We start from the raw sequence: 20,249 nt of genomic DNA, 5'->3' as shown, positions 1-20,249 counted from the left end.
GAGAGCTGGCCAAGGTGAGTTCTTGACTATGGCCAATGAAGACCAGTGACAGTACCAGATAGCCAGATTCCACGTACCGTCACCTAGGTGCGCATAATGTGCAACTCGTTAAGTTGAAAAGGCCGTTGCGAAAATATTTTCCCGCAGCGGCCTTTTTAGCATAACGTCATTATACGAACCAACTTATATTATTCTTATTTTGGGGAGAACATCATCCATCACTTTAACGCTTCCTTTTTCGCTGAATTTATAATGATGCCAGTTGGCTGATTTTGAAATAGCATCATCACGTATTTCTTTAGAAATAGCCAATAAATCTGTATTCACCCATGAAAATATACCTTCATCAACGAACTCACTTGAAATCAATTCAAAGTGCGTATTCTTCTTTACCGCTATATATAATGGGTATTTCCTTTCAATATTTTCAGCCAAGCTGTCAAATGATATTATTGAGAAATCATCTCTTTGTTGGCTTCTAATCAATGATGTTTTCTGTACGTTATTCTCATATTCCGACCTACGCCCATGAACCAATACGTATTTGAAATTAAAGGGATTTCTCGCCATATGCGCGGGTTCAATGAACCCTTGTAATATGTTGTTTTTTAGGTGATTTCTGTTTGATTCGTCATCAATCCATGCTCTCCATGTGTTCATTTGCTGTAGAGCCATATTAAAATCAGCATGGAAAGTTGTAGAGTTATTTTTAAAGTATTTTGAAGAGGGTTTTTCTATTTCAACCAATACTACGTTCCAGTTATCAGAACTTTTTGCAAGATACACAAAATCAGGTTTATAATCACTAGATAATGGTAGTTTTCTAAACACTGTACAGAAATGAATTCCATGATTCTGTTCAAATTCTCTTGGAATGAACATCGTATTATTTTCTAGGTAAGACTGATAAACTTGTTCTAGATCATTTTGATTAAGTAATTGTAGGTATTCGTTTTTTTTCTTGATTGCTTTTTGGCCATTCATATACATAATAATTCCATTTTAATTAGTTAGAGTAGTGCATTGTATTCCTGTGATTCTAATTATTGCCTGGGAAGACTTTCTATGACTCACCGCGAAGCGGTTCGGGGTTCTGTGACACTCGAACTTTGGTATGATAAGCCATACTAATGTTAAGGGCAACTCTGGATCATGACAGTTTTGCTGTTGAAGCACTTGAGTGAAGAACAGTAACGACGAAGAAGCTAGAACGAATCATCACAGACATACATTTTGGTGAAATCTGCACGGTTTAGTGTAGCCATACCATTTCAGATTTCACGTAGCACGATCAATAAAGCAGGGGGTTTTGACCTGTTGATGAGGTAAAAAATGATCAACAGGTTGGTTTTAGGTATCTGTTTGGCCATAGTGTTAACGTGAAGATTGCGAAAATGAAATGCAAATGAAGAACAAGCTTTGTCGGTTGTATGATTGCCTTGGATGAGATTTGGTACTGAAAAGTCAGGTAAGAGCATGGGGTTGGCTGGCCAAGTGAATTTTTGACAATGGCCAATGAAGACCAATGACAGTAGCAGATAGCCAGATTCCACGTATCGTTACCTTGGTGCGCATAATGTTCAACGCTATGTTACAAAATGGTTCTGAGTCATTCCGGTAAAATGGGTTTGATCTTTACCGGAATGGCGAAGGTTCATCTTTAATATAGAGTGCATTATGCGAATCAGTTCTTATTCTGCATTATACCCTCAAATTTTGCTTTCTTATGTGAGTCCATAGGATTAAATTTTAAACTGAGATAGCCATCTTTTTCATCTCTATCAATTATGAAATCCAGATCTAAATTGAACTCAGTATCGCTTTGTGTTTTATCTATTTTCTTTTCAATTTTAAGTAATTTATGTTCTGCAGGCTTCATAATAAATTCATATACACCTTCTTGAATTGGAATGTTTATTTTATTAGCCTTCAGCATTTTATAACCAATGTTATGCTTGTCATAAATTAACTTCAATTCATAGAAGTACTGTCCTAAATTCTCTGGTTTTTTTTCATCTTTTATATTGGGGTGCCTCTTGCTTAAGGCTTTTAAATCACTTAAATAAGCAGATAAGTTTTTCACTATAAACTCCGCTCTAACATCAACATCTTTATCAGTCAAGTTATATAGTTCAAAACTGTAAACCACATTTCCTTTAGCTTCACTAATATCCAAAAGTCTGACTGGTAACTTGCTGTTTTTTAAAGTGAATCTATCCACCCCTTCTTTTTGTTGATATATTTCTAACGAAAACCCTTGATCATACAAATCATTATACTTGATTTGATTGTATTTTTTCTCGAAGAAAAAAATTGCATTCTTGTCAACTTTTTCAATATACAGTATCATCCCACTTACAAATAAAATGATTGTCATTGCCAATACTATTATTCCCATGCTGGGTGGAACAAAATCTGCACCCAAAAAAGTTTTCCCATTTGAATCTTCTGACTTTATTTCTGGCTTTATCTTTCTGTTAATCTCTGTTATGCCTTCGACCAACGCGACAATAGATATTTTTTGTTTTGGCAAAACCCTATCTATGATTAATTTTCCATTTTCAGTTTTTATTGAACTATAGTCGCTTGATATCAATGATATCTTTATGCCACTAGGCATTGATATTTCAACGTTCTTTTCTTTATCTTTTCCTTTATTATAAATACTTCCGTTTATTGTACATGAATTATCTGAAAGACTTGTATTCTTCAAATAATTCCAGCAAGCTAAATATAGCTGTCTCTTACGAAAAACTGACAGTGCCTTGTTTATAAACAAAACGATAAAAAAAGACACTATTACTTTTATTGAGTTATTGAGTATTTCAGACATTCTTCTTCTCATAGAATCTTAATACCACTGTTTCAGATTTTATCCGCAAAGCGGTTCGGGGTTCTGTGACACTCGAACTTTGGTATGATAAGCCATACTAATGTTAAGGGCAACTCTGGATCATGACAGTTTTGCTGTTGAAGCACTTGAGTGAAGAACAGTAACGACGAAGAAGCTAGAACGAATCATCACAGACATACATTTTGGTGAAATCTGCACGGTTTAGTGTAGCCATACCATTTCAGATTTCACGTAGCACGATCAATAAAGCAGGGGGTTTTGACCTGTTGATGAGGTAAAAAATGATCAACAGGTTGGTTTTAGGTATCTGTTTGGCCATAGTGTTAACGTGAAGATTGCGAAAATGAAATCCTGCCCGATCATCATATTGATAGTTCGGTGATGATACAAAGAACAAGGAAATTTCATGGCACGCGATCATGGACTGGAAGAAATCTTACGGGAAGATCTTGAAGCTCTATCTGGCTTGACCGAAAAGCTATGTTTGGTGGTTGGGCTAGGTTTCTTGATAGAAAGCTTATCTTTACGGCTCGTGATGATGGGATGTTGGTCAGGCTTGGAAAAGGTCGAGACAGTTGGGCATTCGAACAACCAGATATTGTTACAATGATTTCGCGAGGTCGAAAATCCAGGAATGGGTGCGAGAAGGATCGTCAACTTTTTGGGATAATTTACTAGGCCGGAAACTGGTAGACTCAGTTCTCGATTTTGTTCGATCCTTGCTGGCCAACTGCAAATGAAGAACAAGCTTTGTCGGTTGTATGATTGCCTTGGATGAGATTTGGTACTGAAAAGTCAGGTAAGAGCATGGGGTTGGCTGGCCAAGTGAATTTTTGACAATGGCCAATGAAGACCAATGACAGTAGCAGATAGCCAGATTCCACGTATCGTTACCTTGGTGCGCATAATGTATATTATGTTAAATTGTATTAGCGATTACGCACCGGGTATCCCGCTAGGCTTATCTCACCTCACCTTCACGCTTTGATTGCTTGGTTTTCTAGAAGTTGGTTCATGAGTGGCGATTATTCTAGTTGATTCACAGTTGGCTTCAATCCTCGATCTGTGTTCCTTGATGAAAACGCATCTGCCAATGGCTTCCGCTCTCTTGTGACGATTGCAACCAGATCGAAGAACGCTCGGCACGGCGAACAATGCTGCCATCCGCATCACGTTGAAAACTTTTATACCTCAACAATACGGCACCATCGGCAATCTTCACCAGTTTGAACTCTTCGGCAAAGATCTCTGGCTGGCCGCTTTCCAACTTTAGCGCCGCAATGGTTTGCTGTCTGTCATAGTGCAGCCCGGAACAGCCGATCTCTTCAAAATCGTCATGCAGCAATTCTCCGACGAGATTGGCATCGTTGCGCGTTGCCGACTGATGGAGTTTAACCTCCAGTGATTGGATTACCGTTCAAAACGCCCTCCTTTTTTGATCGCGCTATGTGAAATCTGAGAACTAATGGCTATCATTACCCACCAGATTTCACCTAGCTGCGCCGAATTGACTAGCAACTCGACGCAGATTTGGTTACTAAAGGATTACGCGTTGAGCAATTTTTCAGCCGTCTCTTTCACGCTTGCCAGCAGGATTTTTACGTCCTCCAGACAAACCGTTGGGTTCAGCAGCGTTAGCTTCAGACAGGTTACGCCATCTGCTTCCGTTACCCCAACGTTGGCGCTACCTGATGCCAACAGAACATCGCCGATACGCTGGTTCAACAGCGCGATAAACGCGCGATCGTCGCTTTTCGGGCAGAAACGGAACAGTACGCTTGCCAACTGTGGCTGCATAACCAGTTCCAGATGTGGCTGTGCAGAGACATACTCAGCCACTTTCTGTGACAACGTAACGCCGTTATCAATGATTTCGGCGTACTGCTTTTTACCCAACGCTTCAAGGCCCATCCACAGTTTCAGAGCATCAAAACGACGTGTGGTTTGCAGTGATTTTGACACCAGATTCGGTACGCCCTGCTCTTCGTCAAAATCAGAGTTCAGGTACGCCGCCTGATAACGCATCAGCTCGTAATGGCGTGCGTCTTTCAGCAGGAATGCACCACAGCTGATGGTCTGGAAGAACTGCTTGTGGAAATCCAGGGTCACAGAGTCTGCAGATTCCAGGCCGTTCAGGTAGTGGCGATACTTCTCAGAAAGCAGCAGCGCTCCGCCCCATGCGGCATCAACGTGAACCCAAATATTTTCCTGTGCTGCCAGCGCGGTGATATCCTCTAACGGATCAATCGCACCTGCATCGGTGGTACCGGCGGTGGCCACAATCGCCATCACCTGCTCACCGTTGGCTTTTGCCTGCGCCAGTTTGGTTTTCAGGTCAGCGAGATCCATACGCGAGAACGCATCAGTTTTCACCTGAGTGACTGACTGGTAGCCCAGTCCCATCAACGCCATGTTTTTTTGCACGGAGAAGTGTGCGCTTTCGGAGCAGAACACTTTGATTTTGCTCAGATCACCCGTTAAACCATGCTGCTGAACGGAGTGCCCCTGACGCGCGAAGAAAGCATCACGCGCCAGCATCAGCCCCATAAGGTTACTCTGGGTGCCGCCACTGGTGAACACGCCGGCATCACCGGCGCTGTATCCTATCTGCTCACGCAGCCACTCGATGAGTTTGATCTCAATGATGGTGGCTGACGGGCTTTGATCCCAGGAGTCCATACTCTGGTTAGTGGCGTTGATCAGCACCTCTGCTGCCTGGCTAATCACCAGGCTCGGGCAGTGCAGATGCGCCACGCATTGTGCGTGATGTACAGAGAGGCTGTCCTTGAGGAAATACTCAACTGCGCGCTCAATGGCGGCCTGGTTACCCAGGCCCTGTGAGGTAAAGTTCAACTGGATGCGCTCGCGCAACTGGTCGACGGTTTTCCCCTGATACATTTCTGGCTGCTTTAACCATTCGATAACGGCTTTGCTGCTCTGCTCAATGGCATCCTGATAGGCGGCGATACTTTGCGCCGAACCGGAGAGAATTGGGTTGTTATCAGACACGATCGTTAACTCCGATTAAACCGGCTCCATGCCAGTGGCCAGCAAGGCGTTTTCAAATTTATCGAGGAAAATTTCCAGCTCAGCGTCGGTGATCAGCAGTGATGGCAACAGGCGCAGTACACAACCATGACGGCCGCCACGCTCCAGAATCAGACCGGATTCGAAGCATTTTTTCTGCAGCAATGCCGAAAGTTCACCATCCGCCGGGTAGCATCCCATGTGATCCTGTGCTTCGTTAGGCTTCACAATCTCAATGCCGATCATCAGGCCCAGGCCGCGTACGTGACCGATAACCGGATAACGTTTTTGCAGTTCGGCCAGCTTGCCTTTCAGCCACTCGCCCTGGGCGGCAACTTTATCCGCAATGGCGTTGTCTTTAAGGTGCTTAAGCGTGGTCAGACCGGTGGCCATTGCCAACTGGTTACCGCGGAATGTTCCGGTATGGTGGCCTGGCGCCCATGCGTCAAACTGTTTTTTGATGCCCAGTACGGCCAACGGCAGACCGCCACCGACAGCTTTAGACATAACAATGATGTCTGGCTCGATACCTGCGTGTTCAAATGCGAACAGCTTACCGGTGCGTGCGAAACCAGCCTGGACTTCGTCGATGATCAGCAGAATGCCATGCTCCTGCGTGACTTTACGGATGCGCTGCAGCCACTCGGCCGGAGCCGGGTTCACACCACCCTCGCCCTGCACCGCTTCGAGGATCACCGCCGCTGGTTTGCGTACGCCGCTTTCCACGTCGTTGATCAAGTTATCGAAGTAGTACGTCAGCGCTTTAACGCCTGCGTCGCCACCGATACCCAGCGGGCAGCGGTACTGATTCGGATAAGGCATAAACTGCACTTCCGGCATCATGTTGCTGACGGCTTCTTTTGGTGACAGGTTACCGGTTACGGAGAGCGCGCCGTGCGTCATACCGTGGTAGCCGCCGGAGAAACTGATGATGCTTGAACGGCCAGTTACTTTTTTGGCCAGTTTGAGCGCGGCTTCAACCGCATCAGCGCCAGACGGACCGGTGAATTGCAGGCAATATTCTTTGCCCTGGCCCGGTAATAAAGAGAGTAAATAAGAGGAAAATTCATCTTTCAGAGGAGTGGTAAGGTCCAGCGTATGTAACGGTAAGCCGCTGCTGATGACACTTTGAATGCTTTGAAGCACGTCAGGATGATTATGACCCAGCGCCAGAGTCCCGGCGCCTGCAAGACAATCAAGATATTGATTATTTTCAACATCAGTAATCCAAACGCCCTGCGCTTTGGCAATTGCCAATGGCAGTTTTCGTGGATAGCTTCTGACGTTAGACTCAAACTCGGCCTGTCTTGCTAAAAAGGTATCATTGCTTTGTGGTAATGAACTAGCACTTAAAGTATCAATACGGACTTTATCCGTCATCATATCACTCCCACAACCTCGGGTATTATTAACGCCGGGTTGAGTAAAAGGTTAAGGGGATTGCCTGTAAAAACGCGGCCAATATATATTATTTTAATGGTGTACTCAATCATTTGTTTTAGCATGCAACAGCCCCTTTAAATCTTAGTTATAACAATGACTTACAATTCTCGATGCATTAATTTTTGTTACCAATGTCGCGCAAAGCGTTACGAATGTCCAGATTGGATACAACGTCATGAAAACCATCGTTTTGATATGGTTTTATTCTTTTGTTACACGATTTTACCGTTAAGAATGTTAGGTTCTGGTCTGTAAGGCATTCTTTTTCACTGATTTGTTGCCAAATAAAATAAAAATGTCGATCCATTAAGATAAATCACTTACTATGGCGCGCTTATTTTACTATCCGTAAATAAAGAATTAATGCGCATCACACCGGTAACGCGTAAGAGGCAATACACGTTATCGACAACAGGAGGCTTTCCTGGGTTGTCATCAGAAATGTTCGCGGGCGGACATTTCGTAAGGCGAAGCGTGCTTCCCTTATGCCGAGAATGAAAATTTTCTTGCCATTTTTTATGGCGCCCTGATATGAGATTGTTATGACACGCATTTATCCACAATTCGTCGTTGCCAAATTTGGCGGCACCAGCGTTGCTGACTTTGACTCGATGAATCGCAGTGCCGGTATTGTTCTTGCTGATGACCACGTCCGGCTGGTCGTTTTGTCTGCCTCTGCAGGGGTCACAAATCTATTGGTCGAACTTTCTGAAGGGCTGGAAAGTCGTGATCGTATGGATAAAATTGATACCCTTCGCACTATCCAGTACAACATTATTTCCCGCCTGAAAGCGCCGCTGGTCATCAGCAAAGAAATCGATCAACTCCTTGAAAATATTGCCCGTCTTGCAGAGACGGCATTGGCAACGCCTTCCACTGCGCTAAGTGATGAACTGGTCAGCCATGGCGAGCTGATGTCGAGCCTGTTATTTGCCGAAGTGCTTCGTGAACGTGAGGCGCAAGCAGAATGGTTTGATGCCCGTAAAGTCATTCGAACCAACAACCTTTACGGTTGCGCCGAACCCAATATCAGCCTGGTGGAAGATCAGGCAGAAGCCCATCTGCGGCCGCGTATTGAGCAGGCGATTGTTATCACCCAGGGTTTTATCGGCAGTGATGACTACGGGAAGACCACCACGCTTGGCCGAGGTGGCAGCGACTATACCGCCTCTCTGCTAGGGGAAGCATTGCAGGCCTCACGTGTCGATATCTGGACTGATGTGGCCGGGATCTACACCACCGATCCGCGCATTGTGGCGCAGGCCCAGCGTATCGACCACATCTCCTTTTCCGAAGCCAGCGACATGGCTGCTTTTGGTGCGAAAGTGCTCCATCCGGCGACCCTGTTACCCGCAATGCGGAAAAATATCCCGGTCTTTGTGGGCTCCAGCAAAAATACCGCTGCCGGTGGAACGCTGGTTCGCCGCGAGACAGAGGATCCGCCACTTTATCGCGCCATTGCCGTTCGTCGCAAACAGACGTTGCTGAGATTGCACAGCCTGCATGCGCAACCGGCATACCTATTCTTTGCCGAAATGTTCGCGATTCTGGCAGCACATCAGGTTGATGTGGATCTGGTTACTACCTCCGAGAGCTGCATAGCGCTAGCCCTGAATTCCACGGGATCTACTTCAGGAGAAGATCACACCCTGACCACCGCGTTGCTTACAGCACTCTCTTCTCATTGCAGGGTCGAGATTGAAACCGGGCTGGCCCTGATCACGGTAATTGGCAATCAACTCCATCGTGGCGCGGGCGTATGCCGGGATACATTTGTGGGTCTGGATGAGTATGCCGTGCGCATGATTTTCCATGGCGCATCCAATGATAATATTTGCTTCCTGCTGCCAAGCGACGTTGCTGATGGTGCGGTTATTGCGCTACACCGTAGGTTATTTGAGTAAGTTAAATCGGGGCGTTTGCGCGCCCCTGAAGCCCGTCTATTTGGGCTCCTATGACGCCATAAATATCCGGACAAAACGCTCAACTGGCCATTCCTTGATGTCGGATACCTGCCCATCCCCGATCTCTATAAGCCGGAGCTGACCCGCATCATTTTCAATCATATCGATGGAGAAAAATGGAGCATCGATGAGCTGCGCGATTTCAATAACCACCTCTGGAATAATTCCGTCAGCAGAGAAAACCTTGCCATTCAATGAAAAATATCTGCGCTCACTCTCGGGGATAAAATTTTCAAAACGTCTAAGGCTGACTCCTCCTTCAATCTTCCCACGGAAGTGCTCAATGGATTTCAACACTTCGCGGATCTCATCGGCATTTGCGGCAACAGAGCCTCTGGAGGTTGTCAGTGATTTAACATAATCCTTAACAAAGTAACACGGCCACTTAAGCTGATCGGTCAGCATATCGAAATCAGCATCTGCACTGACCAATACGGTTTCCGGCGTATACTTTTGGCAAATTTCGTACCAGCCGGTGATGTAATGGCACCGAATGTAATCATCAAATGATTCAAGCATTTGCCCGCCGCTTAGCGAAACGGCTCTATGCAGTTGTTGATATTCTTCTGGGCTTAGCATCCATCCACGCCATATCACGGGGACATCTGGCTCAAAGCTGTGAGAGAACTTGTACTTTCCCATCGAGGCGTGTTCAGAGGACAGCAGCACACAGGTTAATCCATTCTGTCTGGCACAGGTAAACTCCTGCTCAAAGGTTTCATCGGCCTTGGCAGGGTTAAAGTAATCACTGGGATAAATCAGCTGCATTTAAATTGACCCTATTCCATTTAATTTACGGCACCGCGAGATCATATATTACAACAACTCGACCAGTTCAAACTCTTCTGCTACAAGCTCCATTGTGTCGCAGTAACTCCCTTCTCTTTGGAAGAACTGTTTGTGCCCTTGCCTCCAGTACCTGAGGCTGAGATCTCCCTCGCCTTCTTTTTTCGCAAGTTCGTCTGTCACATCACAGAAACGAATTATCCGCATAGCGATCGTCCTAATGACACAGACTGGAACACCTTTGCCATTTAGGATAATGCTGTAGCCGCCGATCGTTGGTGATTCTTCTTCATTTTTGAAAGATGAAAGCGAACAGCAGGTTGCGGTTTTTACCCCTTTAATAACCAGGTCTGCTAGCTCGTCTGCCATTTCGGCGGAATCGCCAAATGGCCATGCACTGGCCCCCGGATACTTTGTTTTCAGACTTTCAATGATGGTCACCATTAAATCCCCTTAAATCAATTTATTAAAAAAAAACCTCACTCCCAAGGTAGCAGACAAAATCATCTCTCCACTATTTCACACCAAGCGATTTTTTGAAGAAAGTTGCTATCTCGGTAATAATTCGTTGATGGAGCGCGACACGATCTATGCCTTTACGATCCGTACATAAATCCGGCATCGTACGGCTCATATCAGGTGAGCATGGTGATAAAAACGTGAAATGGCCAGCGTTAGGAATGACCTGTAATGAAGCCCCTGTCTCACTCGCCAATGCTATCGCGTTATCATCAGGAGATAATTCCTCATCCTTATCCCCGACAAAAATAAATAACGGTGACTTAACAGGCTTTAATCCCTCTGGTGTAAAAATGACACTTAAGGGAGCAAGCAGGACGAATGACCGAATACGCGGATCGGCAGACGGGGCTAGTTCGGGATGATCAAGCCTGATATGCCCCTTCGCTTCGCAGACATGATCGTCGTTGGGACGCTTAGCGCAGTACTCCACAAGGCGAGTAAGAGTCGGCTTGCCTCCTGCGAGTATCAAACCTGTTGTTCCACCGGCAGAAAACCCCAAAAATCCTATTCGATCTTTATCAATATGTGGTGCAAGCATCGAATCTTTGAGAGCAGCCGACAAAGCAGCAGATATCTGCAAGGGGCGTCCGTAGATCGCGCTAGTAGCCCCGACTCGGCTCGAATTCTGAAAATTATCGCCCGGATGGGTCACGCTTACGACGATGTATCCTTGCTGAGCGAGGGCTGTGGCCAGATCTTGATGTCCCCACATACTTCCCATGTTTCCATGCGAAAGCAGAATCAACGGATATAAATAGCTCCCAATTGAGACCGATTTGGACGCTGAAATCTGATAGGGACCGATGCTTGTAACCCCCGAGGGCCCAGAACTTGGGAAGAACGCCACCGTTTCCATTGGGTGATGATCAATAGGGTCGACAACTTCAAGCTTTTTGATCCCAACGCCATTAATGTTTGCGGCATTCGCACCTGTAACATATAGCGTCAGCCACAGCGCCGGACGCGGGATCCCCGACTCACCATCGACGCGGGTGAAAATTTTGAAGAAAGTCCCCGCCCGCGCCCAACCATACACTACACGCGGCGTGGCATTCATATAGATATTGCCCGTGCCGCTCGGTGAAACGATCGCGTCGCTCACCACCAGAAAAGCCAACCACCCCATCCCCAGCGTTACGGCAATATCGCGGTACGGCAGTGAAAAGTGCTTGCTGATATCCTGCCAGCCGCCGCTCAGCATTTCGCTTGGAATACTGCCGAGGAAAGCCAGTTGCAGCAGCACATAGATTATGGTGGAAAGCACCACTGACAGGATCAGTGCGATCGGGATGGTTCGCTGCGGATTTTGGACTTCGCTGGCCACTGAGATAATTGGCGTCAGCCCCAGATAGGCGAAGATGATCCCACCGGCTGAAATCGCCGCTTCCACCCCTGCGGAACCAAAGGGAGCAAAGCCTTGACTATGCAGGTTTTCAGGTTTGAAGAAGGTGAACAGCACCACGATCACCAGCACCGGCACGATAAACTTGAGTATGCTGATCAGGTTATTGGATTTGGCAAACGTTTTCACGCTGTAGTAATTCAGCGTAAAGAACAGGCACAACAAGATAAATTGCGTCAGCCAACCGATCAACGTGGGATCGCCCGAGCCAGGCTGGCTGAGCGCGGGGAACCAGGCTGCTGCATATTGCCGGGCGGCGACAACCTCGATCGAGATCAGGCTGGAGAACGCAATCAGTGTGATGAACCCCAACAGATAGCCCATCAGTTCCCCGTGGGAAAACACCGGGTAACGAATGATGCCACCGGCACGTGGAAGTGCGGCACCCAGCTCGCAATAAACAATCCCCAACAGCAGTACAGCGAGCCCGCCGATCAGCCACGAATAGATCCCCGCGGGCCCCGCGATAGAAGCAACATGGCTGGCGGCGAACAGCCAGCCAGAACCAAAAATCGCGCCCAGGCCGATAAACGTCAGATCGGTTAGCGTCAGCTGCTTTTTAAATTTTCCCTGTATGGTCATAGCATTACCTTTCGAATTATTTCATTGCCACAGGTGAATGGAGGGCTGCGCGGGTGTATTCACCGTTGACCAGGCGCAACAGGTTCAGTGGATTGCTGTCTTGCAGCGCGGGGGGCAATAGCGCTGCCGGGTAGTTTTGTAGGCAGACTGGGCGCAAAAACCGCTCGATAGCTAGCGTACCGACCGAGGTACCACGGGGATCGCTGGTCGCCGGATAAGGGCCGCCGTGCACCATGGCTTCGCAGACTTCCACGCCGGTCGGGTAGCCGTTAAACAGCACACGCCCCGCTTTGTGGATCAGTAATTGCGCCAACTCACTCGCCTCGCCAAGGTCTTCCTGTTCAGCCAGAAGCGTGGCGGTGAGTTGCCCTTGCAGGTTTTCCAGTGCGGCAAGCAGTTGCGCCCGGTCTGCGACTTCAACAACTATCGCCACGGGGCCAAAAACCTCTTCCTGCAACAGCGGATCGGCGTTAATCAACAAACTAATGTCGGCCTGATAGAGCTGAGCTACCGCAAGATGGGGTTGTTCTGCCCTGCTTCCGGCCAGATGCCGTAGCTGAGGATGTTGATCCCATCTCTGCAAGCCACTCAGATAATGATCCCGCGTACCGGCATTCAGCATGGTTTGAGGCGGGCAGGCATTAACCTGAGTTTGTAAATCGGCGATCAGCTGGCTGAAGGCCGGGCTGCGCTGGCCGATAATCAGCCCCGGTTTGGTGCAGAATTGGCCGCAACCGAGCGTGAAAGAGGCAACCAACTCTTTTGCAAGGTGCGCGCCACGCTGAGCCAACGCCTGTGGCAAGACCACCACCGGGTTGATGCTCGACATTTCGGCAAACACCGGGATGGGTTGTGGACGTTGCATCGCCAACTCAAATAATGCCCGGCCACCTTGCAATGAGCCGGTGAACCCTACCGCCTGGATCGCCGGATGTTGCACCAAATCGGCACCGATGCTGCTGCCGAACACCATATTGAAGACACCGGCAGGTATCCGCAGTTTTTGCACTGCACGTTCAATAGCCTGTGCGGTCAATTCCGCCGTGATCATATGGCCACTATGTGCCTTGAACACCACGGGGCAACCGGCGGCCAGCGCGGCGGCGGTATCACCACCGGCGGTAGAGAACGCCAGCGGGAAATTACTGGCACCAAACACCGCAACAGGACCGATGGCCACGCGATACTGGCGTAAATCGGGTCTTGGCAGCGGTGTACGCTCTGGTAATGCGCAATCAATTCTCGCCCCGTGCACGCGGCCACTGCGTAGCAGTTCGGCAAACAGTCGCATCTGCCCGCTGGTTCTAGCGCGCTCACCAATCAGACGTGGGATGGGCAGCGCGGTCTCTTGTGTGGCAAAGGCAAAAAATTCCTCCCCTAACGCATCCAGTTCATCGGCGATGGCGGCAAGAAAATCCGCTCGCTGCTCGGCACTGGTTTGGCAATAGGCGCTAAAGGCTCGGGCAGCAGCCTGTGCTGCGGCATCAACCTCTGCAATGCTGGCCTGATGGAAGCGATAACCTGTTGGCTGATTATTATCGGCCCGCAGGCTGATGAGTTCGGCGTTACCGCTAGCTATCCGCTGCCCGCCAATAAACTGTTTGCCGCTAAGGGCGTATGTGTTGTGAGTTGGCATTGGTTTCCCCTGTTCGATTACCTGTTATTGCCCGGCTAAATGCCGGGCCTCCTTGAGAGATCACAGGCCGACATCTGGCAGAGTCGGACGGTTGACCAGAGCGGTTTTGATAATCGTCGTCACCTCTTGCAGCGTTTCCCCCTGCAGTGCCAAACGCGGTGGACGGGTCACTGCGCTGCCACGGCCGACCAGTTCTTCACAGAGCTTGATGCACTGCACCAGGTCTGGGCGGGCATCCAGATGCAGCAACGGCATAAACCAGCTATACAGAGCCAGTGCTTCCTCGAAGCGCTTTTGCTTCGCCAGCCGGAACAAGGTTTCCCCTTCGCGTGGGAAAGCGTTGGACATGCCAGAGATCCACCCTTCTGCGCCCACAGCGAGGCTTTCCAGCACCACGTCGTCCAACCCGGCGAACAACACGAAACGATCGCCGACCGCATTGCGTAAATCGATAAAGCGGCGGGTATCGCCAGAAGAGTCTTTGAAACAGACGATGTTGTCGCAGTCGACCAACGTGGTGAGAATGTCAGGTGTGACATCGTTTTTATAAATCGGCGGGTTGTTGTAGACCATGATCGGCAGATCGGTGGCGGTGGCCACGCTGCGAAAATGCGCTGCGGTTTCGTGCGGTTTGGATGAGTAAACCAGCGCAGGCATCACCATCACGCCGTCAATACCGGCTTTTTCCGCTTCGCGCGCCATATTCTGTGCAAAGGCGGTAGTGAATTCGGCAATTCCGGCGATCACCGGTATTTTGCCTTGTGCGGCGTCTTTCGCCACCTCGATCACCGCCAGTTTCTCCTGCATCGTCAGCGAGGTGTTTTCACCCACGGTGCCGCAGACGACCAGGCCAGAGACACCGTCTTTGACCAGGTTTTTGATCACCGCATGGGTAGCATCAAGATCCAGAGAAAAATCGCTGCGAAATTGCGTACTGACTGCCGGAAATACCCCACTCCAGTTAATCGCTTTATTGCTCATCGTATGGGTCCCTTTTGCTTTTAAATGTTAATCGCTGGTTAATTTATGGTGAAATTCAATAACAGATTGACCGGTATTCTCGGCAGCGGCTTGACGGTTTTCACCGAATGCGAGGACGAAATTGGCATAATGAGGGGGAATTGCGCGCAGCGGAGCCTCTGACGCAGTTGCATCATAAAAGTCATAATTTCAGGTGATTAGGGAACTAATGTGGCGCGAAAATCGCGGGGGCTAGCACCGGTCATGGCCTTGAACTGGCGGCTGAAAGCGCTGTGATCGGTATAACCGCATTGCAATGCGATATCGGTAATCGGCATATCGCCAGCCAGCAGTTCTGTGGCCTTCTCTAACCGGACTTTGTGGATCATCTGGCGCGGCGTCAGGTGGAAAATACGTTTACAGTAGCGCTCAATTTGCGCCACGGAAAGGCCGGTCAGCGCCCTCAACTCTTCCATCGCGATCGGCCTGCCGTAATGCTGACGGATATAAACATCCAGCGCCGCCAATCGCTGATAGGCCGGGTGGTTAGCCTTCGCTTCCTGCAAATCATGTGAGATGCCGGCCATGCCGATAATCTTGCCCTGCTGGTCATACAGCGCCAGCTTTTGCGTCAGGCACCAGCCCGTTTCGCGGCCGCTGTATAGGTGCATTTCAAGCTGATCCTGGATTTGCACCCCTTGGTGTAACACCCGCAGATCTTGCTCGGTATAGCCTGAACCCAGCTGGGTCGGGAAAACGTCTGCCGAGGTTTTACCCAATAGCGGCGTCACTGTTTTAAAACCACAGCGTTTGGCCAAGGTGAGATTAGCCAGCAGATAGCGGGCCTGCGCATCCTTGATAAAAAACACAACATTGGGAATGGCATTAAGCAGCGGCGCAATCAATGCCAGCGAATTCAATACGCTATGTAACGAATGAGGGCGCTGCTGCACCAAACCATCACAGAACTGGGTGAGGTGTTCGACAGCAAAGCACTCTTGTGGTTGCAGCTCAACATTGCAGGGAGTGAGCGGAGGAGCCTGAAAGCTTGAGGTTAATCGCATAGCAATACCCTTTTCAGCAAGTGGCCATAATTGGCTGTTTTTAACTCACCCGGATCAGTATTAACTTTTCTGTAACTTATCAAGCGCGTTGTTTCCAATATGCGGATCACCGCATACTTTTGTCATGCCTTCGGCCGATTTCAGGCTGTCGAGCGAGATCTTGACGCTGAAAAATAATTAATATTCTGATAAATAAATACTTTTTATTATCCCCTGAATGATGGGTTCGCTCAGGCAATTTAGCACTGTGCTGATTTCGGCATGGCCTTTGCCGAAACAGGTCAAGCCGCGAGGGTGGCTTTCGGTCAGTCTTAGGTAATTGGTAACAATTAATTAACCTTGAGAGACTCCGATGATACCTGCATCCCCCTTCATCACCTTACGAGCGATCGATTCCCATACCGGCGGTGAACCCACCCGGCTGATTATCGACGGTTTTCCCGACCTGGGCAGCGGCAGTATGGCCGAGCGAAAGGCGCTTTTCGCACAACGCTATGATGACTGGCGCAGCGCCATCATTCTGGAACCCCGGGGCAACGATGTCTTGGTGGGGGCGTTACTGTGCCAGCCCTGCTCACCGCAAGCTGCGGCCGGGGTGATCTTTTTCAATAACGCCGGTTATCTGGGCATGTGCGGCCACGGCACGATTGGGCTAATTACATCCCTGGCTTACCTGGGGCGCATCAGCGCTGGCGAACACCTGATCGAAACCCCGGTTGGGACGGTGAACGCCACGCTACACGCCGATGGCAGCGTAACCATTGAGAATGTCCCCGCCTATCGCTACCGCCAGCAGGTAGCCGTGACCGTTGACGGCTATGGCGAGGTAACCGGCGATATCGCCTGGGGCGGCAACTGGTTCTTTCTCATCGGCGATCATCATTTGGCGATCGATACCCACAATCTGGAAGCGCTAACGGCCTTTAGCTGGGCGGTACGGCAGGCGCTCGAAAACTCGGGGATCTACGGTGAAGACGGAGGGATCATCGATCATATTGAGCTTTTCGCCGCCGATGAACGGGCCGATAGCCGCAATTTCGTGTTATGCCCCGGCAAGGCTTACGATCGCTCGCCCTGCGGCACCGGGACCAGCGCCAAACTCGCCTGCCTGGCAGCAGACGGAAAACTGCAGCCAGGTGAAGTATGGCGACAGGCCAGCGTGATCGGCAGTGAATTCAGCGGATATTACCAGCCTAGTGAAGGCAACCGCGTGACGCCGTTCATTCGCGGGGAGGCTTTTATCTGCGCCGATAGCCAACTCTTGCTGGATGAACGTGACGCTTTCGCCTGGGGGATACGTTAATGGCAACCGCCGATGTGATTGTCATTGGCGCGGGCATTATCGGTGCTGCCTGCGCGTGGCAGCTAGCTCAACAAGGGTTACGAGTGTTACTGGTTGACGATCGCCGCCCTGGCGCTACCGCTGCGGGCATGGGCCATTTGGTTTGTATGGATGACAACCCAGCAGAGCTGGCACTAAGTGCCTATTCCCTGCATTTGTGGCGCAGCGTGGTGGACCGTATGCCGGATAACTGTGCCTGGCGCGGCTGCGGTACGCTGTGGTTGGCGGAAAAACCGCAAGAAATGGCGATTGCCGAAGTGAAGCAGCAGCGGATGGCAGCACTTGGGGTCAACAGTGAACTCGTGGACTCACAACAAGTCGCACAGCTTGAACCCATGTTGCGGGGCGGATTGGCCGGAGGATTGCGCGTGCCGGGGGATGGCATTATTTATGCCCCTAATGCTGCACGCTGGTTGGTTGAAGATGCGGAGGATGCGGTACGGCGGGTTTACGGCGAAGTGGTCGCGTTGGAACAACACGCTGTGGTGCTGGCCAACGGGGAGCGGCTTAGCGCTCCGGTGATAACGTTAGCCTGTGGATTACACGCCGACAAGCTGTTGCCAGCCCCGCTGCTCAGAGCGAAAAAAGGCCAACTGGCGATCACCGATCGTTACCCGCAACGGGTTCGGCACCAATTGGTTGAGTTGGGCTATGGGGCAAGTGCGCATGCCTCTGATGGGACCTCGGTGGCCTTTAACGTGCAGGCTCGGCCAACCGGTCAGTTGCTGATCGGTTCCTCACGCCAGTTTGATTCGCTAGATCCGGCAATCGACATGCCATTGCTCGCCACCATGCTCAAGCGTGCCGCTGAGTTCCTGCCCGCATTGGCAACCGTGAACCTCATCCGCTGCTGGGCGGGGTTTCGGGCTGCATCGGCGGATGGTTTACCCCTGTTAGGCCCCCACCCGGCTTATCCATGGCTGTGGTTGGCCCTCGGCCATGAAGGACTGGGCGTCACCACGGCAATGGGCAGCGCCGCATTGATCGCCGCACAAATCCAACAGCAGCGCACAGCAATTGATGACACCCCTTATCGCGCCGCGCGTATGTTCACCACAGCCGAGGCCAACCAATGAAACTGATTGCCTTAACCATTGCCGGGCAGCCTTATCAGGTACAGGAAGGTATCACCGTGGCCGCCGCACTCAGTTTCAGTGGACAAGATCATTGCCGGATCTCCGTCAGCCAGCAACCACGAGCGCCGTTTTGTGGCATGGGCGTGTGCCAGGAATGCCGAGTCATCATCAATGGCATACAGCAGTTGGCGTGCCAAACCTTGTGCCAACCCGAGATGAGTATCGAAAGGAGCGGGCAGAAATGAATAACCTGCAATGCGAAGTATTGATCATTGGGGCTGGCCCTGCCGGATTGGCAGCAGCACTGGCCGCAGGCGAAAGCCGGCAACGCATAATCATGCTTGATGATAACCCTCGGCCTGGTGGGCAAATCTGGCGTGATGGGCCAGCAGTCGCCCTACCCGCGATAGCTCTGCGCTATCGGCAAGCTGTTGACGCGTTGGATAACTTCACCCTGCTCAGTGCGACAAAAGTCGTGGCACAAAGCGGGCCGCAGCAACTCCTGTATGAAAATGCTCAGGGTTGCGGGACGATCGACTATCAACGCTTAATCTTATGTTGCGGTGCGCGCGAGCTGTTACTGCCCTTCCCTGGCTGGACGCTACCGGGCGTGACAGGGGCTGGCGGTTTACAGGCGCAGATCAAAAATGGCTTATCGCTGCAAGGCGAGCGGATTATCATTGCAGGCACCGGACCGTTGCTACTGGCGGTTGCCGATAGCGTCACCAAAGCGGGTGGCAAGGTCATACTGCTGGCCGAACAAGCCCCGATGAAACGCCTGGCGAGATTCGCCAGTGGGTTGTGGCATTGGCCAGCGAAAGTACGGCAGTCATTACGCTTAATTAACCGCCGCTATCGCCCCAATAGCCATGTAGTGGAAGCGCTAGGCGAGCAGCGGCTGACCGCAGTTCGCGTCCAACAAGGGGATCTGGTTCGTACGATCGCCTGCGATCGACTTGCCTGTGGATTCGGGCTGGTGGCAAATATCGAATTAGCCATGCTATTGGGGTGCAGAATAGAGAATGCGGCCATTGCCGTTGATGCTTTACAACAAACTAGCGTGGCCAACCTGTATGCGGCGGGTGAATGTACCGGTGTGGGGGGAAGTGAACTGGCCTTGGCGGAAGGCGCGATTGCAGGGTATGCCGCCAGCGGTAATATCGCGCGAGCTAAGGCATTGCTGGCAAAACGTAGCGTATGGCAGCGTTTTGCCGCCGCAGTCAGCCAGACCTTTGTGCTAAACCCAACGCTGAAAACCCTCGGCGCTGCCGACACCTTTCTGTGCCGCTGTGAGGATGTAACGCTGGGGGAGATTGACGCCAAAACGGGCTGGGCAGCCGCCAAACTGCATAGCCGCTGCGGTATGGGGGCCTGCCAGGGGAAAATCTGCGCCACGGCGGCTCGACATCTGTTTGACTGGCCCATACCGCAGCCAAGAGTGCCTTTGACCCCGGCACGGCTTGAGACACTGGCTTTACTGGCCCCTCACCCCAACCCTCTCCCACAGGGAGAGGGAGCTGGTAAGGTGTCGTTTTCTGGTGTAGAGGTGATCTGCGATAGAGTTGATACAGAAGAGGAGTGTACTAAATAA

General features: G+C 50.2%; 16 protein-coding genes and 1 pseudogene. 6 read left to right on the top strand and 11 right to left on the bottom strand.

Features of this window, described 5'->3' with window-relative positions:
• Positions 1 to 183 precede the first annotated feature (183 nt).
• A complete protein-coding gene (locus tag ACMV5I_RS00680; protein ID WP_414823427.1) occupies positions 184 to 990 on the bottom strand; it encodes a Shedu immune nuclease family protein in 807 nt (268 codons plus the stop codon).
• A 694-nt stretch (positions 991 to 1,684) separates the two neighbouring features.
• Positions 1,685 to 2,833 (bottom strand): hypothetical protein, encoded by a 1,149-nt coding sequence (locus ACMV5I_RS00675; protein ID WP_414823426.1) that lies wholly within the window; start codon positions 2,831 to 2,833, stop codon positions 1,685 to 1,687.
• A 427-nt stretch (positions 2,834 to 3,260) separates the two neighbouring features.
• Between ACMV5I_RS00675 and ACMV5I_RS00670 the strand changes: the two genes are divergently transcribed.
• Entirely contained in the window at positions 3,261 to 3,464 is a 204-nt protein-coding gene (locus ACMV5I_RS00670) for a hypothetical protein (RefSeq protein ID WP_414823425.1), read from the top strand.
• A 441-nt stretch (positions 3,465 to 3,905) separates the two neighbouring features.
• On the opposite strand, the gene ACMV5I_RS00665 is transcribed toward ACMV5I_RS00670, so the two are convergent.
• The 3 genes from ACMV5I_RS00665 to ACMV5I_RS00655 form a co-directional block, all read right to left on the bottom strand.
• Entirely contained in the window at positions 3,906 to 4,256 is a 351-nt protein-coding gene (locus ACMV5I_RS00665) for a DUF4440 domain-containing protein (protein ID WP_414823701.1), read from the bottom strand.
• A gap of 143 nt (positions 4,257 to 4,399) precedes the next feature.
• Complete coding sequence (locus ACMV5I_RS00660) at positions 4,400 to 5,863, bottom strand: pyridoxal-dependent decarboxylase (RefSeq protein WP_202810225.1); 1,464 nt, start codon at positions 5,861 to 5,863, stop codon at positions 4,400 to 4,402.
• A gap of 15 nt (positions 5,864 to 5,878) precedes the next feature.
• A complete protein-coding gene (locus ACMV5I_RS00655; protein WP_202727282.1) occupies positions 5,879 to 7,264 on the bottom strand; it encodes a diaminobutyrate--2-oxoglutarate transaminase in 1,386 nt (461 codons plus the stop codon).
• Between the two features lie 602 nt (positions 7,265 to 7,866).
• On the opposite strand from ACMV5I_RS00655, the gene lysC reads away from it, so the two are divergent.
• Entirely contained in the window at positions 7,867 to 9,228 is a 1,362-nt protein-coding gene (gene lysC, locus ACMV5I_RS00650) for a lysine-sensitive aspartokinase 3 (RefSeq protein WP_414823424.1), read from the top strand.
• A gap of 48 nt (positions 9,229 to 9,276) precedes the next feature.
• On the opposite strand, the gene ACMV5I_RS00645 is transcribed toward lysC, so the two are convergent.
• The 6 genes and pseudogenes from ACMV5I_RS00645 to ACMV5I_RS00620 form a co-directional block, all read right to left on the bottom strand.
• Positions 9,277 to 10,056: an ATP-grasp domain-containing protein gene (locus ACMV5I_RS00645; RefSeq protein ID WP_261461856.1), complete on the bottom strand. Its 780-nt coding sequence runs from the start codon at positions 10,054 to 10,056 to the stop codon at positions 9,277 to 9,279.
• Between the two features lie 48 nt (positions 10,057 to 10,104).
• Positions 10,105 to 10,515, bottom strand: a complete 411-nt coding sequence (locus tag ACMV5I_RS00640; RefSeq protein WP_414823700.1) for an ASCH domain-containing protein — start codon at positions 10,513 to 10,515, stop codon at positions 10,105 to 10,107.
• A 1,012-nt stretch (positions 10,516 to 11,527) separates the two neighbouring features.
• A pseudogene (locus ACMV5I_RS00635) lies at positions 11,528 to 12,580 on the bottom strand (APC family permease); the annotation flags it as partial.
• A gap of 16 nt (positions 12,581 to 12,596) precedes the next feature.
• Entirely contained in the window at positions 12,597 to 14,216 is a 1,620-nt protein-coding gene (locus tag ACMV5I_RS00630; RefSeq protein ID WP_414823423.1) for an aldehyde dehydrogenase (NADP(+)), read from the bottom strand.
• Positions 14,217 to 14,276: 60 nt separating this feature from the next.
• Positions 14,277 to 15,197, bottom strand: a complete 921-nt coding sequence (locus ACMV5I_RS00625) for a dihydrodipicolinate synthase family protein (protein ID WP_414823422.1) — start codon at positions 15,195 to 15,197, stop codon at positions 14,277 to 14,279.
• A 197-nt stretch (positions 15,198 to 15,394) separates the two neighbouring features.
• The gene (locus ACMV5I_RS00620; protein ID WP_261262532.1) at positions 15,395 to 16,240 is read right to left on the bottom strand and encodes an AraC family transcriptional regulator; all 846 of its coding nucleotides are present in this window, start codon (positions 16,238 to 16,240) and stop codon (positions 15,395 to 15,397) included.
• Between the two features lie 352 nt (positions 16,241 to 16,592).
• Between ACMV5I_RS00620 and ACMV5I_RS00615 the strand changes: the two genes are divergently transcribed.
• Genes ACMV5I_RS00615 through ACMV5I_RS00600 form a run of 4 tightly spaced genes read left to right on the top strand, consistent with a single transcriptional unit; the run spans position 16,593 to position 20,249 of the window.
• Entirely contained in the window at positions 16,593 to 17,543 is a 951-nt protein-coding gene (locus ACMV5I_RS00615; RefSeq protein WP_414823421.1) for a 4-hydroxyproline epimerase, read from the top strand.
• Positions 17,543 to 18,658, top strand: a complete 1,116-nt coding sequence (locus ACMV5I_RS00610; RefSeq protein WP_414823420.1) for an NAD(P)/FAD-dependent oxidoreductase — start codon at positions 17,543 to 17,545, stop codon at positions 18,656 to 18,658. The genes ACMV5I_RS00615 and ACMV5I_RS00610 overlap by 1 nt, the downstream gene beginning before the upstream one ends.
• A complete protein-coding gene (locus ACMV5I_RS00605) occupies positions 18,655 to 18,903 on the top strand; it encodes a (2Fe-2S)-binding protein (protein ID WP_414823419.1) in 249 nt (82 codons plus the stop codon). Before ACMV5I_RS00610 ends, ACMV5I_RS00605 begins: the two co-directional genes overlap by 4 nt.
• On the top strand, positions 18,900 to 20,249 hold the full coding sequence (locus tag ACMV5I_RS00600) for an FAD-dependent oxidoreductase (RefSeq protein WP_414823418.1): 1,350 nt from the start codon (positions 18,900 to 18,902) through the stop codon (positions 20,247 to 20,249). Before ACMV5I_RS00605 ends, ACMV5I_RS00600 begins: the two co-directional genes overlap by 4 nt.

Source organism: Serratia sp. T13T92 (assembly GCF_047530105.1).
In the GTDB taxonomy this organism is placed as follows: domain Bacteria; phylum Pseudomonadota; class Gammaproteobacteria; order Enterobacterales; family Enterobacteriaceae; genus Chania; species Chania fonticola.
Note: the sequence above shows the minus strand (reverse complement) of the source record. Positions and strands in the feature narration are given on the sequence as shown.

Excerpts from the sequence above, each read along its gene's own strand:
- ACMV5I_RS00620 (WP_261262532.1), bottom strand. The coding sequence starts at position 16,240 with ATGCGATTAACCTCAAGCTTTCAGGCTCCTCCGCTCACTCCCTGCAAT.
- lysC (WP_414823424.1), top strand. The coding sequence starts at position 7,867 with ATGACACGCATTTATCCACAATTCGTCGTTGCCAAATTTGGCGGCACC.
- ACMV5I_RS00655 (WP_202727282.1), bottom strand. The coding sequence starts at position 7,264 with ATGATGACGGATAAAGTCCGTATTGATACTTTAAGTGCTAGTTCATTA.
- ACMV5I_RS00610 (WP_414823420.1), top strand. The coding sequence starts at position 17,543 with ATGGCAACCGCCGATGTGATTGTCATTGGCGCGGGCATTATCGGTGCT.
- ACMV5I_RS00600 (WP_414823418.1), top strand. The coding sequence starts at position 18,900 with ATGAATAACCTGCAATGCGAAGTATTGATCATTGGGGCTGGCCCTGCC.
- ACMV5I_RS00675 (WP_414823426.1), bottom strand. The coding sequence starts at position 2,833 with ATGTCTGAAATACTCAATAACTCAATAAAAGTAATAGTGTCTTTTTTT.
- ACMV5I_RS00605 (WP_414823419.1), top strand. The coding sequence starts at position 18,655 with ATGAAACTGATTGCCTTAACCATTGCCGGGCAGCCTTATCAGGTACAG.
- ACMV5I_RS00615 (WP_414823421.1), top strand. The coding sequence starts at position 16,593 with ATGATACCTGCATCCCCCTTCATCACCTTACGAGCGATCGATTCCCAT.
- ACMV5I_RS00645 (WP_261461856.1), bottom strand. The coding sequence starts at position 10,056 with ATGCAGCTGATTTATCCCAGTGATTACTTTAACCCTGCCAAGGCCGAT.
- ACMV5I_RS00630 (WP_414823423.1), bottom strand. The coding sequence starts at position 14,216 with ATGCCAACTCACAACACATACGCCCTTAGCGGCAAACAGTTTATTGGC.
- ACMV5I_RS00625 (WP_414823422.1), bottom strand. The coding sequence starts at position 15,197 with ATGAGCAATAAAGCGATTAACTGGAGTGGGGTATTTCCGGCAGTCAGT.
- ACMV5I_RS00680 (WP_414823427.1), bottom strand. The coding sequence starts at position 990 with ATGTATATGAATGGCCAAAAAGCAATCAAGAAAAAAAACGAATACCTA.
- ACMV5I_RS00670 (WP_414823425.1), top strand. The coding sequence starts at position 3,261 with ATGGCACGCGATCATGGACTGGAAGAAATCTTACGGGAAGATCTTGAA.